Raw genomic sequence first — 13,834 nt, 5'->3', positions numbered from 1 at the left:
CGCGCCCTCGCCTCGCGCCGCCTCGGCGGGCGCGGCCCCGGCGGGCACGGCCTGGACGGACGCGCCTCCGGCAGGCGCAGACTCGCCGGACGCGCCCTGGGCGGCCGCAGCCCCGGCAGGCGCAGCCCCGCCGGCCTCGGCCCCGGCCTCGGCGGGCGCGGCGGCGCCGTCCGCCAACAGGCCCTTCAGCCGGCGCACGATCAGGCCCATCGCCCAGCCGTCCACCGCGACATGAGACACGTACAGCGCGAGCCGGCGCGGTTCGCCACCGGGCCCGGTCAGCACCGCCACGCGGATGCCCCACTCCCGCGACAGGTCGAAGTCCGTCACGGCCAGGGCGTCGAGCGCCGCGGCCGGATCGTCGCCGTGGACGACCCGGACCGTCAACCGCCCCTCCCCCTGCACCTCCTGGTACGGGGTGGAGTCGGCGGTCCCGTCCCGGTACACGGTGCGCAGGCTCTCGTGGGCGGTGACCAACTCCCGTACGGCGTCGATCACCTCGCGCAGCGAGCGGCCCTCGGGAACCGGCAGCGACATGCGCTGGTTGTAGTCGTAGTGGGCCCGCTGGGCACGGCTCTGCAGCGCGCGGTAGATGACCTGCTGGCCCCAGGTGAGCGGGGCGCGTACGGCGCGCAGCCCGCCGAACTCGACGACCTCCTCGCGAGGGAACTCCGCGCCGGTCAACGCTGCCTCAGCACGAAGTCCGCCATCCGGCCGACGGTCGAGAGGTTGTCCGGTGACATCTCTCCGTCGGGGACGTCGATTCCGTAGTTCCCCTGGAGCCAGACCAGCAGCTCCAGCATGGCCATCGAGTCGAAGTCGGGGATCTCCAGCAGGTTGGTGCCGGGGCCGGGCGGGGCCTCGGCAAGCGCGGGCACCACCACGGTGATCTGCCGGGCGATCTCCTCGACCAGGCTCTCGCGGTCCATCACGCGCTTCCTTCCTTGTCGTGCTCCGGCCCGGCCTCGGGCCCGGGTGCGGCGGGACGCGGGGCGAGGACCTTGCCGGTCGTCGAGCGGGGCAGTTCGTCGGTCACCTGGATACGCCGCGGAATCTTGTGCTCCATCAGCCGCTCCTGGCACCACCGGATCAGCTCGTCGGCCGTCACCGGCCCGGGGGCGGCGACCCGGGCCACCGGCACCTGGCCGCGGCCGCCGTCCGCCTCCGCGAAGACCTGCGCGTCGGTGACGGCGGGGTGCTCGGCGAGCACCCGCTCCACCTCCACCGGATTGACCTTCTTCCCGCCGACGTTGATCATCCGGGCGAGCCGGCCGATCAGCTTGATGGAGCCGTCGGGGCCCAGGGTCGCCAGGTCCCCGGTGCGCAGCAGGTCCCCGTTCAGGGACAGCGGGCGCACCCCGTCGACATGGGCGTAGCCGTCGGCCAGCGTCTCCGTGGCCAGCTGGAGTTCGCCCGCGCCGTCCTCCCCGTCCGCCTCCCGCAGGGTCGCCACGATCCCCGGCAGGGGCTGCCCGACGTCCCCCGGGCGGTCGCCCTCCGGGTCGACGGGCTTCACGGTGATCGCCCCGGCCTCCGAGCAGCCGTACATGTTGAGCAGCGCGAAGCCGTGCTCCTTCATCACCGCCGCCGCGGCGCCGCTGGGAATCGGGGCGCCGGCGGACAGCGCGCGCTCCAGGCCGTCGAAGCGTGAGGTGGTGTCGGCCGCCATGAGCCGGTAGTGGAAGGGCAGGGCGATCAGCACCCGCGCCCCGCTGTCCCGGACCGCGGCCGCGATCTGGGAGGGCACCACGCGCGATCCGCACAGCGTCACCGGCGCGCCGCTGAGCAGCGGGGCGAGCAGGCCGAGCGTATGTCCGTACAGATGGAAGACCGGCGCCGCGCACACCACGGGGGTCGAGGGGCCATAGCCCATGGCCTCGGCGCACCGCAGCGAGTCCACGATCTGGGCGCGCATCGACCGCACGGCGCCCGAGGGTTCGCCCGTCGAGCCGGAGGTGAGGAAGATGCCCGAGCGGGGGGAGGGGAAGGCGGCGCCCCCGCCGTCGCTCCCGGAGGCGGAGACGGCCAGCGAGAGCCCGTGACGCTCCCATACGGATCCAGAGTCGGCGTCGCCGGGTCGGGGGTCGGCCAGCAGCAGATGGGGCCCGAAGGCGGCGGTGACACGGGCGTACTCGGCCGCCGGCTGGCCGGAGTCCAGATGCATCAGCGGCACCTGGAGCAGATCGCAGGCGAGGGTCGCGACGAGGGTCTGTACGGGCCTGCTGGTACGCACCGCCGCCAGCCGCAGCGGCCCCCGCGGCTCCCGCGACCGCAGGCGCTCGGCCAGGTCTTCGGCCGCCCCGAGCAGCCCGTCCCAGCTCCAGGTGTGACCGGCCTGCTCCCTGACGGCGACGCGGCCCGGATCGGCGATCCGGCTCGCGATCTCCTCGCACAGCCCCATGGACACCGCGGCTCCTCCCCGTTGTAAGCCTCGTCGCCTGAATGCCCCGTCGGCCGGGAATTCCGCCACAGGACGTGCAATGCCGCCATTGAGGAATTGCCGCCCGGAAACGGCGACTTGTCGCCCGGGTCAGCGCCGGGAAACTACGGGCACCATACAGGCGCGTACCGCGCGGGTGAGAGGGATTGGCAGCAACATCATCGGCAAATCAGCGACACCGCGACAGACCAAGGCCCCGCCCTCCCCGTGCCGGGGAAGAGCGGGGCCTGGAACGCCTGGAACGCCGGGTTACTTGAGCGCCCCCGCTGTCAGACCCGCCTGGACCTGACGCTGGAAGACGATGTACACGCCGAGCACCGGCAGCATCGCCAGCACCAGTCCAGCGAAGAGCGCGGACCAGTCCCCCTTGTACTGCTGGCTGGCCGCCAGCTGCACCAGACCCTGCGTCAGCATCCGCTTGTCCTCATCCGTGTTGAGCACGGTCGGCAGCATGTACTGGTTCCACTGCCCCAGGAAGTTGAAGATGCCGACGCTGATCAGGCCCGGCTTCGCCATCGGCAGCATCACCTGGAAGAAGGTCCGGGTTTGCGAGGCCCCGTCGATCAGCGCCGCTTCGGCCACCGATGAGGGCAGCGTTTTGAAGAAGGACGTGAGGAAGAAGACGGTGAACGGCAGCGAATAGGCGATATAGACCAGAATCAGCCCGTGGTAGGTGTTGAGCAGGCTCATGTTCCTCATGACGAAGAACAGCGGCACCAGCGCAAGAATGACCGGGAAGCTCATTCCGCCCACGAACATGAAGTAGATGAGCCGTTTACCCGGGAATTCGAAGCGGGCCAGGACATAGGCCGCCATCGACCCCAGCAGCATCGTCCCGATCAGCGAGCACCCCACCACCAGGACGGTGTTGAGGAAGAAGTCGCCGATGTTCGACTTGTTCCAGGCCCGCGACCAGTTGTCGAAGTGCAGGCTGGACGGCAGACCCCAGGGAGAGGTGAAGATCTCCTTGTCGGTCTTGAGCGAGCTCATCACCGCCCACAGCAGCGGCAGGGTGACCAGCAGTCCCCAGAGCACCAGCATGCCGTGCGAGAAGACGTTGAGGACCTTCCCCTCGCCGCCGAGGCGGCCCTTGGGGGTGAAGTCCGGCACCTTGCGCGTTCCCGTGCCCGGCACCTTGCCCGCCGCCCCGGGCGCCTCGTCTGTCTTGGTGGCGCCCGGGAGCCCCGAGGGCTGTGCTTGCGCGGTCACTGTGCTACCCCCAGGTCAGCGGAGATACGGCGGTTCCGGTATGCGAAAGAGGGCCCGGCCATCCGGTACGCAAGGGCGAGCCTGGCCATCAGTACTCCAGCCATCAGTACTCCAGCCGCTCGCGCCGGCCGAGCCTGCCCACGATGACCGCGAAGATCAGGGTCACGATCAGCATCGCGACGCCGATCGCCGTCGCGCGCCCGGCCTGCCCATCGCGGAACGTCTTCGTGTAGACCATGTAGCCCAGCACCTGGGTGGAGTCCGCGGGTCCCCCCGGCCCCACGGTCATGATCTGCACGACGGCGAACGCGTCGAGGGCGAGTATCCCCATATAGATCCAGCCGGTCTGGACCGTGTCCCACAGCAGCGGCAGGGTGATCCTGAAGAAGGTCGTGATGCGGTTGGCGCCGTCCAGCAGCGCCGCCTCGTAGAAGTCCTTGGGAATGGCGCTCATTCCGGCGGAGAACAGGACGACATAGAAGCCGACGTTGCACCAGACCATGACCACCATGAGGCACCACAGCGCGAGCTTCGGATCGGCCAGCCACTCCTGCTGCAGTGAATCCAGCCCGATGCCCCCCAGAAACGCGTTGAGCGCGCCGTTCCGCGGGTTGTACGTGAACTGGAACAGCAGGGCGACAATCGCGATCGAGAGCACCTGCGGGAAGAAGTACACCACCTTGTAGATGCCCGACCCGCGCACCCCGGAGACGGCCGCGCCCTTCCTGCTACGGCCGCCGACGTTGAGCATGAAGGCGAAGAACAGGCCCAGGCCGAGCGTCACCAGCGGCACGACAAGCAGCAGGAGCACATTGTGCCCCACCGCTGTCCAGAACAGGTCGTCGTGCAGAAGCCAGTCGTAGTTTTCGAACCCGACCATCTTGAAGTCGGAGCTCAGTCCCGTCCAGTCCGTGAAGGAGTAATAAATGGACTGGACGAACGGCGAAATCACGAAGATCGCATAAATGACCACCGGCAGGGCCAGGAATCCCAGGGGAAACCCGTACTGCCGATACGCACGCTCGATCTTCTGCCGCGTGGACAGCTTGACGCGCGGTTGCCTGGCGCCCGGGTGTTTACCGCCCGGGACCTTCGCGACCACCGCCGTAGCCGACTGGTGCTTACCGTGCTGCATCTCTACCGACCTCGGTCTTTCCCTGCGCACAGGGCCGCTGGTGACGCTCGAACCTCATCAGGCGTGCTTGTACTTCTTCACGGCCTTGTCCTTGGCCGTCTCATCGGCGAACTTCTGGATCTTCTTGATCGTCTCGGCCGGGGTCATCCGGCCCGCCATCATCTCGCCCAGCGCGCCCACGCCGATCTGCTGCTTCTGCAGCGCCACGTACCAGTCCTGCAGACGCGGGTTGACGACGTTCGTCCCGGCCTTCTTCAGCGCCTCCTGGGCGGACGCCAGACCCGGCGGCAGGCTCAGGCCCTCGGTGCCGCCGTTGAGCGAGGTGAGCGAGGAGACCTGCTTGACGAAGTTCTTGGTGGACTTCTCGCCGAGCATGATGCGCAGCAGCTCCATGCCGCCCTCGGGGTTCTTCGCCGACTTGGGCACGATGAAGGGCTCACCGCCCGACGCCCAGATGGTGCCGAACGGCATCTTGTCGCCGCTGTCCAGGCTGGAGGGCGCGCTGACGGACATCTGGAAGTTGTCCGGCGTGGTCTTCTTCGCCTCGTTCTCCACCCAGGAGCCGTTCGGGATGAACAGCGCCTTGCCCTGGTTCCACGCGGTCTGCGACTCGATGTGGGTCAGGCCGGGGCTGCCCTTGAGGATGTAGCCCTTCTTGTAGAGCTCGTAGTACGCCTCGAAGGCGGCCTTGACGGCCGGGTGCTTCCAGGCGTTCGGCTCCAGGTTGTCGATCGCGATCAGGGTCTCGGGGCCACCGATCTTCGCGATGAAGGGGTAGAGGCTGAACGGCATGTAGTACGGGAACTTGCCCGGGTAGGTCCAGCCGGCGATGCCCTTCTTCTTCGCCTTCTCGCAGACCTTGAGCATGTCGTCCCAGGTCTCGGGGTACTCCGCGTCCAGCTTCTCCAGGTTGGTCTTGGAGTACCAGACGCCGTAGACGGTGTAGGCGTAGTACAGGATCCACACCGGCTTGCCGTCGAACTGGCCCATCTCCACGACACCAGGGCGCAGCGTGTCGCGCACCTTCTTGCTCGGGTCGTCCACGGAGGGCGCGTCCAGCAGCGGCGTCAGGTCGGTCAGCTGGTTCTTGGCGACCAGGGTGCCGAAGTCCATCTGCTCGGCGCCGGAGTTGTCGATCAGGTCCGGCGGGGTGCCACCGTTGAACCGCGGCTGCAGAACCGTCTGGATCTTCTGAGTGGCGGAGTGCTTGACCTTGCCGGCCGTCTTCGGGTACGCCTTCTCGTACTCGGCCTCGGCGTCCTTCGCGTACTTCTGGCCGAAACCACCATCGAAAATGACGACGTCGAGCGCGGCGCTCTCATTGACGGCGAGCGGGTTCTTGTCGCTCTTCTTGCCCTTGTCGACCTTGTTCCCGTCGTCATCACCGCCGCTCGCGCAGGCAGTCAGCATGCTGATGGACGGCACGGCAACCAGTCCGAGCGCCGCGGACCGCTTGATCAGGCCGCGACGGCCGAAATCTGGGGTGGATCCCATGCTCAAGTCCTCGCCTTCGTCAGGACTCAGGCGGTGTAGCGGTTTCCCGTACATACTCGCCTCCGGCGAGGGGCCCGACACCGCGGGTCAGTTGAAGCGTAAAACGGAGTATTACTGAGTGTGCGCCGGGGAGCACGGAGGCCCGCTAAGGACGAGCGCGACGTGGGGCCGCACAGCGGCCTCCCCCCGGGGCGACAGGTATAGTCCACTGGGCCTCAAGTGGGCAAGATCGAATGGTCATTGGGCCACAGTCTTTCCCGAGTTGAGACCTGTCCGACATACCGTAGGGGACACAGCCCGTACGGCACGCCGCCGTGCGCGTGAACCAACAAGAAAGGCGGCCCCTGTGGTCCGGAAGCAATTCCCCTTCGCCACCGCGCTTGTCGTGGTCGCGACACTCGCGTCGATATCGGCGTGCGGCTCCGAAGGGGGCGGGTCCTCCGCCGGCGACACCAAGGGCGGCGCGGCGCTCGGAAAGGGCATGGCCGAGCTCCCGGTCGAGCCGACCGAGTCCCCCAGCCCCACCGAAGACCCGACGGACGACCCGACCGACGACCCCACGGACACGCCGACGGGCGGTAACGCACTCGTCAGCCCGGACATCAAGATGGGCACCTGCGGATGGGGCTCGACCGGCATCCCGTACGCCAATGTGAAGATAACCAACTCCGATTCGAGCACGTCCTACTACACGCTGATGGTCGGCTTCGTCGACGGCAACGACAAGGCGGTGACCACGGGCTTCGAGTCGGACGCCGAGGTGGCCGGAAACGCCAGCAAGACCGTCAAGGTGGTCGGACTCCTGGCGGACTCTTCCAAGAAGGCCAAAAAGTGCCGGGTCTCCCTCGGCACCAAGTCCAAGACCGCGTCCTGAGCCGTGAGTCGCGGACGGCAGGCCCCGACCGCGGATGCCAAGCCCTGAGCCACTACTGACCGCGCTCTGATAAATCACTGGCGACCGTGCCCGAAGCCGCGGACGACCGCGCTCTGAGCCGCCGATGAGTATGGGAGGCGGGAGCGGCCCCACCCCCACCGCGGCCGGTCCCGCCCCGCCGGTCCCGCCCCGCCACCCCACCCGCTCACCCCGGTTCGGATTCCCCCACACATCCGTGACACCGCCTTGACACCGCTGGGGCGCAGCCTCCCTACTTAACTCTGCCCGACGCAACTGACAACGTTGTCTAGCTCGTGGAGAGGCGGAGCATGCGACTGAGACGCCCCAGCCCCAGACCATGGCACGCACCCCGACGACCGGCCGCCCTGATGGCGGCCGTTGTGCTGACGCTGACGGCCCAGGGCGCGGTGGCAGCCGCCGCGCAGGCCGATCCCGCCGCCGCGTCCGCCAAGCCGTCCGCCAAGTCGTCCTTCGCGTCGTCCTTCGAATCGGACGACCCGCAATTGGACTGGCGCAACACGGTGGAGACGGGCCCCGACGGCGAGAAGAAGGCCTCGGGGGTCGACGGCGGCTACAGCAACGGCATCCCCGGCAATGTCACCGACAAGGTGACCGCGGTCCGGGCCAACGGGGAGAACAGCGAGGACGGCGAGGTGAAGGAGAACCTCGTCGACGGAGAGTCCAGCACCAAGTGGCTGGTCTTCGAGAAGACCGCCTGGCTGGAATTCGACCTCAAGGACCCGGTCAAGGCCGTCCGCTACGCCCTCACCTCCGCCAACGACATCCCCGGCCGCGACCCCGCCGACTGGACCCTCAAGGGCTCCGCCGACGGCTCCGACTGGAAGACCCTCGACACCCGCGAGAACCAGTCCTTCTCCGCGCGCCTCCAGACCCGCGAGTTCGCCTTCGACAACGAGACGGCCTACCAGCACTACCGGCTGGAGATCACCCGCAACGCCGGCGAAGACATCGTGCAACTCGCCGAGCTGCAGCTCGCCACCGCCGACACCGCCCCGCCCGCCCCCGCCGATATGCGCACGCAGGTCGACAGCGGCCCGGCCGGCTCCCCCACCGCCAAGGCCGACGCCGGCTTCACCGGCACCCACGCCCTCCTCTACGCGGGCACCCACAAGCCGGACGGCCGGGCGTACTCGTACAACAAGATCTTCGACGTGAACACGGCCGTCACCCGCGACACCCTGCTCTCGTACCGGATCTTCCCCTCGATGCCGGAGACCGACCTCAACTATCCGGCCACCCACGTCTCCGTCGACCTCGCCTTCACCGACGGCACCTACCTGAGCGATCTGCCCGGCGCCGTCGACCAGCACGGCGCCCGGCTGAGCCCCCAGGGCCAGGCCGCCTCCAAGACGCTGTACGTCAACCAGTGGAACCACAAGGAGTCGCGGATCGGCGCGGCCGCGGCGGGCAAGACGATCGACCGCGTCCTGGTCGCGTACGACTCGCCCAAAGGCCCGGCGAAGTTCCGCGGCTGGGTCGACGACATCTCCATCGCTCCCAAGGCCCCCGAGAAGCGCCTCAAGCACCTCTCCGACTACGCCAGCACCACCCGCGGCACCAACTCCAGCGGCAGCTTCTCCCGCGGCAACAACTTCCCGGCCACCGCCGTCCCGAACGGCTTCAACTTCTGGACCCCGATGACCAACGCGGGGTCACGCAGTTGGCTGTACGAGTACGCCCGCGCCAACAACGACGACAACCTCCCCACCATCCAGGCCTTCAGCGCCAGCCATGAGCCCAGCCCCTGGATGGGCGACCGGCAGACCTTCCAGCTGATGCCGTCCACCGCCACCGGCACCCCCGACGCCGGACGCACCGCCCGCGCCCTCCCCTTCCGTCACACCAATGAGACAGCCAGGCCGCACTACTACGGCGTGACCTTCGAGAACGGCCTCAAGACGGAGATCACCCCCACCGACCATGCCGCGCTGATGCGGTTCACCTACCCCGGCGATGACGCAAGCCTCATCTTCGACAACGTCACCGGGGACGGCGGGCTGACCCTGGACGCCGAGAACGGCGTCGTCACCGGCTACTCCGACGTCAAGAGCGACCGCAACCCAGGGTCGGGCCGCATGTTCGTGTACGGCGTCTTCGACGCGCCCGTGAGCGCGGGCGGCAAGCTGTCCGGCGGGGGCGGGCAGGACGTCACCGGATACTTCCGCTTCAAGCCCGGCGCGGACCGTACGGTCACGCTGCGGATCGCCACGTCCCTGATAAGCCTGGACCAGGCGAAAACGAACCTGGACCGCGAAATCCCCGCGTCGGCTTCATTTGCGCAGGTCAAGTCCAGGGCACAGGCGGCCTGGGACAACATCCTGGGAAGGATCGAGGTGGAGGGCGCGACCCGCGACCAGCTCACCACCCTCTACTCGAACCTCTACCGGCTGTACCTGTATCCCAATTCCGGTTTCGAGAACACGGGCACCACGGAGAAGCCCAAGTACCAATACGCCAGCGCATTCTCCGAGCCGGCCGGCGAGAACACCCCGACCCGCACCGGCGCCAAGATCGTCGACGGCAAGGTCTACGTCAACAACGGCTTCTGGGACACCTACCGCACCACCTGGCCCGCGTACTCCCTGCTGACCCCCAAGCGGGCCGGTGAGATGGTCGACGGCTTCGTCCAGCAGTACAAGGACGGCGGCTGGATCTCCCGCTGGTCCTCCCCCGGCTACGCCGACCTGATGACCGGCACCAGCTCGGACGTCGCCTTCGCCGACGCCTACCTCAAGGGCGTCCCCTTCGACGCCGAGGCCGCGTACGAGGCCGCCCTGAAGAACGCCACCACCGTCCCGCCCGCGTCGGGGGTCGGCCGCAAGGGCATGGACACGTCCATCTTCCTCGGCTACACCACGACCAAGGCCCACGAGGGCCTGTCCTGGGCGCTGGAGGGCTATGTCAACGACTTCGGCCTCGCGGAGATGGGCAAGGCGCTCTACGAGAAGACCAAGAAGGCCCGCTACAAGGAGGAGTCCGAGTACTTCCTGCGCCGCGCCCAGAACTACGTCAAGCTCTTCGACGACAAGGCGGGCTTCTTCCAGGGCAAGGACGCGGACGGGAGCTGGCGCGTCGACTCCGAGAAGTACGACCCCCGGATCTGGGGCTACGACTACACCGAGACCAACGGCTGGGGCTACGCCTTCACCGCCCCCCAGGACAGCCGGGGCCTCGCCAACCTCTACGGCGGCCGGTCCGGGCTCGCGAAGAAGCTCGACACGTACTTCACCACCCCGGAAACCGCCTCCCCTGAATTCGCCGGTTCCTACAACGGCGTCATCCACGAGATGACCGAGGCCCGCGATGTCCGCATGGGCATGTACGGCCACAGCAACCAGGTCGCCCACCACGCGGCATACATGTACGACGCGGCCGGCCAACCCTGGAAGACCCAGGAGAAGGTCCGCGAAGTCCTCTCCCGCCTCTACCTCGGCAGCGAAATCGGCCAGGGCTACCACGGCGACGAGGACAACGGCGAGCAGTCCGGGTGGTACATCTTCAGCGCCCTGGGGTTCTACCCGCTGGTCATGGGCGGCTCCGAGTACGCGGTGGGCTCCCCCTTGTTCACCAAGGCCACGGTGCACCTGGAGAACGGCCGCGACCTGGTCGTCCGGGCCCCGAAGAACAGCGCCCGGAATGTCTACATCCAGGGGTTGAAGGTCAACGGCAAGCCCTGGAACTCGACCGCGCTGCCGCATGACGTGCTCGCGCGGGGCGGGACGCTGGACTTCGACATGGGCGCCAAGCCCACGAAGTGGGGCACTGGGGTGGCCGCAGCGCCTAGATCGATTACGACGGACGACAAGGTGCCGACGCCGCGCCACGATGTGACGGTGCCGCCGGGCGGGGGTTCGGCGCTGCTGGACGACACGTCGGGGACGGAGGCGTCGTTCGAGTCGCTGGACCTTCCGTTGGCCGATTCGTCCCGGGTGGTCCAGTACACGCTGACGTCGCCGGGGGACCGGACGAAGGCCCCGTCGGGCTGGGTGCTGCAGGGTTCCCACGACGGTGAGAAGTGGACGGAGTTGGACCGGCGCTCGGGCGAGTCCTTCGCGTGGGACAAGCAGACGCGGGTCTTCTCGGTGCGGTCGCCGGGGTCGTATGAGCGCTACCGCTTGGTGCCGGAGGGGAAGACGACGCTGGCGGAGGTTGAGCTGCTGTCGTAGCCCGGCGTGTTCGGCACGGGCCGCGTCGTCCCTGCGGGGGCGGCGCGGCCCGTCGGCGTCTCAGGCCGCCTGGGCGGGTTCGAAGGTGGGCGCGGACGGTGCGGCGAACCAGATCAGCCGGGCGGTGGTGTTGTCACGCCGCCCGAACCACCACGCTGCCCGCTCAGCGGACTTGAGGCTCAGCCGATACTGACCGTCCGCGGTGACAATGTGAGCGCTTCCGTCTCCGTACGCCAGTCCCCAGGCTGCGATCCGCCCTTCGGGCTCGCCTGGGGCGACGTCGTACTGGACGGTAACGGCGAAGACGCGCGGAGCGTTGTTCAGGGCGAGTTCGCGCAGCTCCTTGTCGGTGTCATACGGGGCGGGTTGGGTGTTCTGCGGGGATACGGTGTCCATGGATGTCTCCTGTCGCAAGGAGGAGTTGGAGTGGCCTGGCTCACAACGTAGCGCGCCGCCCCTAACAGTTTACTCGACTCACACCAAAAGCTTTACAAGTACCCTCTTGTGGGTGACCACGAGGCCCATGAACGGGCAAGAGAGAAGGACCATGCCGCCCAGCAACCCTCCAACCGTGCGACGACAGCGCCTGGGTGCGGAACTGCGGAAGCTCCGCGAGCGTGCCGGGATGTCAGCGGCAGCAGCGGCAGGCCTCCTGGGCAGCAACCAGACCCAGATCAGCAACATTGAGGCGGGGCGGCACGGAGTGAGCGCCGACCGGGTGCGGACTCTCGCCTGCAACTACTCGTGCACGGACGACGCGCTCATCGAGGCGCTGATCGGCATGACCGGAGAGCGCGGACGCCACTGGTGGGAGGAGTACCGAGGAATCCTGCCCGCCGGGCTTCTCGACCTGGCCGAACTCGGCCACCATGCGGTCGCCTTGCGCGTCGCGCCCGCCATCCACATCCCCGGGCTGCTCCAGACTCCGGAACACGCCCGTGAGGTGTTCCGGCAGGTCGTCCCAGCCCTCCCACCACACGAGGTGGAGCATCGAGTGTCGCTCCGCATCAAACGACAAGAAGTCCTGCACCGGGACGGTGCAACACCACTCACCGCAGTCATCCACGAAGCCGCCTTGCGCATGAAGTTCGGCGGACCGGAGATCACGCGGATGCAGCTGCGGCATCTTTCGGAGATGAGCGAGCGGGACCACATCACGATCCGCGTCATTCCCTTCGACGCGGGAGTCTTTCCGGGCGCTGGTCAGGCTGTCTTCTTCGCCCTCGGCCCCGTCGCACAACTGGATACGGTGCAGTTGGACCAGACACACGGTCCCGTATTCATCGACGCGGAGGCGCAGCTTCAGAAGTACCGAGCGCTCTTGGACCGCCTGGAGGAAGTGGCCCTCAAGCAAGAAGAGTCACGCAGTTTCATCCATAACATCATGCAAAGTCTTGGAACGGAGTAGAAGTTGCGGACCATCGCCTGGCAAACCTCCTCGTACTGCGGAGAAGGAGAAAGCTGCGTGAACGTCGCACGGATCGCCGCCGACTGGCAGAAGTCCTCGTACAGCCACGAAGGTTCCAACTGCCTCTACCTCGCCGCCCCCACCACCGACGCCATCAAACTCCGCGAGAGCGACGACCCCGGCATCACCCTCACTACCACCCCCGCCACCCTCGGCGTCTTCATACGCGCCGCCAAGGCGGGCCAGTTCGACCACCTCGCCAACCGATAGAACTCGAAATCCCCGGCGACCAAGCTGCGCATGGTCGCCGAGTACGACGCCCGCGCCCAGGTGACCACCACCACCGAGTACGAGCCCGCGTGTCGCGCTCATATGAATGCCTCGTGAGCCAGGTTCCAGAAAGACGCCGCAGTACAGCCTCAAACAATCCGGCAATCGGAAGCGCCACCGGAGCTGCTACCAACGAATTAGCCACCTCACGGATTTCCCGCCGCAGGCCACTCGACCGCCCACTCGCCCTCGGTGAAGAACTCCTCCAGCGATGCGTAATCCTCCACCCAGTAGTCACTGTATCCATTCTCGAATTCACGATCAAAGGCCATCAGGATCAGGTAACTCGGCGGGGTATCTGGGAGCCTCTGGATCCTGACATACTTCCCCGCATCGTCTCCGGAACGGATCAACCCGACCTCATCGATCCGGATCAAAGGACCTCCCAGAAATCGCCCCGCGCCAGAGCTGTCCGGACTATTCGACCAATGGAACGTGATTGTTCACGACAGCCTTCTTGTCTCCAGGCTGCGCGAATATCTCGAAGTGTACATGCGGGATGTCAGGCCAATGCTTCCCCTGTATGGAATCGGGGTCCATCCGGAACTGCCGCAACCCGTCTGCGCTACGGAAGGCTCCTCGATTCTTTCCCAGCTCTCTATAGCCCTCGCCAAGGAACCTCTCAGCGGCGGGCTCTTTCGTCATTGCCTCCACGCACAGCAACGCCATTGAATCCAGTGAATTTAGACGCTGACACGCCGTTGCATCGGCGTCTCAAATTCACCAAAGGCTCAGG

General features: G+C 67.3%; 12 protein-coding genes. 4 read left to right on the top strand and 8 right to left on the bottom strand.

Annotated features, from left to right (window positions below):
• The 6 genes from ACWDSL_RS18705 to ngcE all read right to left on the bottom strand — a co-directional run.
• The coding region (locus ACWDSL_RS18705; RefSeq protein ID WP_450486662.1) for a condensation domain-containing protein at window positions 1–684 on the bottom strand (684 nt) is incomplete at its 3' end.
• On the bottom strand, window positions 681–929 hold the full coding sequence (locus ACWDSL_RS18700) for an acyl carrier protein (RefSeq protein ID WP_385617542.1): 249 nt from the start codon (window positions 927–929) through the stop codon (window positions 681–683). The genes ACWDSL_RS18705 and ACWDSL_RS18700, both read right to left, overlap by 4 nt.
• Window positions 929–2,401, bottom strand: a complete 1,473-nt coding sequence (locus tag ACWDSL_RS18695) for a class I adenylate-forming enzyme family protein (protein ID WP_450486668.1) — start codon at window positions 2,399–2,401, stop codon at window positions 929–931. The genes ACWDSL_RS18700 and ACWDSL_RS18695 overlap by 1 nt, the downstream gene beginning before the upstream one ends.
• 288 nt (window positions 2,402–2,689) lie before the next feature.
• Window positions 2,690–3,649 carry a carbohydrate ABC transporter permease gene (locus ACWDSL_RS18690; RefSeq protein WP_450486660.1) on the bottom strand — a complete coding sequence of 320 codons (960 nt, stop codon included), beginning with the start codon at window positions 3,647–3,649 and terminating at the stop codon, window positions 2,690–2,692.
• A gap of 103 nt (window positions 3,650–3,752) precedes the next feature.
• On the bottom strand, window positions 3,753–4,784 hold the full coding sequence (locus tag ACWDSL_RS18685) for a carbohydrate ABC transporter permease (RefSeq protein ID WP_450486658.1): 1,032 nt from the start codon (window positions 4,782–4,784) through the stop codon (window positions 3,753–3,755).
• 57 nt (window positions 4,785–4,841) lie between these two features.
• On the bottom strand, window positions 4,842–6,278 hold the full coding sequence (gene ngcE, locus ACWDSL_RS18680) for an N-acetylglucosamine/diacetylchitobiose ABC transporter substrate-binding protein (RefSeq protein WP_450486656.1): 1,437 nt from the start codon (window positions 6,276–6,278) through the stop codon (window positions 4,842–4,844).
• Between the two features lie 346 nt (window positions 6,279–6,624).
• Between ngcE and ACWDSL_RS18675 the strand changes: the two genes are divergently transcribed.
• Entirely contained in the window at window positions 6,625–7,152 is a 528-nt protein-coding gene (locus tag ACWDSL_RS18675; protein WP_450486654.1) for a hypothetical protein, read from the top strand.
• 329 nt (window positions 7,153–7,481) lie between these two features.
• Entirely contained in the window at window positions 7,482–11,360 is a 3,879-nt protein-coding gene (locus ACWDSL_RS18670) for a GH92 family glycosyl hydrolase (RefSeq protein ID WP_450486652.1), read from the top strand.
• Between the two features lie 60 nt (window positions 11,361–11,420).
• Here the strand turns inward: ACWDSL_RS18670 and ACWDSL_RS18665 are convergent, their stop codons facing one another.
• Window positions 11,421–11,756 carry a hypothetical protein gene (locus ACWDSL_RS18665; protein WP_450486650.1) on the bottom strand — a complete coding sequence of 112 codons (336 nt, stop codon included), beginning with the start codon at window positions 11,754–11,756 and terminating at the stop codon, window positions 11,421–11,423.
• Window positions 11,757–11,907: 151 nt separating this feature from the next.
• Between ACWDSL_RS18665 and ACWDSL_RS18660 the strand changes: the two genes are divergently transcribed.
• Both ACWDSL_RS18660 and ACWDSL_RS18655 read left to right on the top strand, forming a co-directional pair.
• Entirely contained in the window at window positions 11,908–12,768 is an 861-nt protein-coding gene (locus ACWDSL_RS18660) for a DUF5753 domain-containing protein (protein WP_450486648.1), read from the top strand.
• Window positions 12,769–12,825: 57 nt separating this feature from the next.
• On the top strand, window positions 12,826–13,038 hold the full coding sequence (locus ACWDSL_RS18655; protein WP_450486646.1) for a DUF397 domain-containing protein: 213 nt from the start codon (window positions 12,826–12,828) through the stop codon (window positions 13,036–13,038).
• 206 nt (window positions 13,039–13,244) lie between these two features.
• On the opposite strand, the gene ACWDSL_RS18650 is transcribed toward ACWDSL_RS18655, so the two are convergent.
• Window positions 13,245–13,475: a hypothetical protein gene (locus ACWDSL_RS18650; RefSeq protein WP_450486645.1), complete on the bottom strand. Its 231-nt coding sequence runs from the start codon at window positions 13,473–13,475 to the stop codon at window positions 13,245–13,247.
• Between the last annotated feature and the right edge of the window lie 359 nt (window positions 13,476–13,834).

The sequence above is a fragment of the Streptomyces sp. NPDC000941 genome (assembly GCF_053599555.1).
The sequence above is the reverse complement of the archived record's forward strand: the minus strand, read 5'-3'. Positions and strand labels throughout refer to the sequence as shown.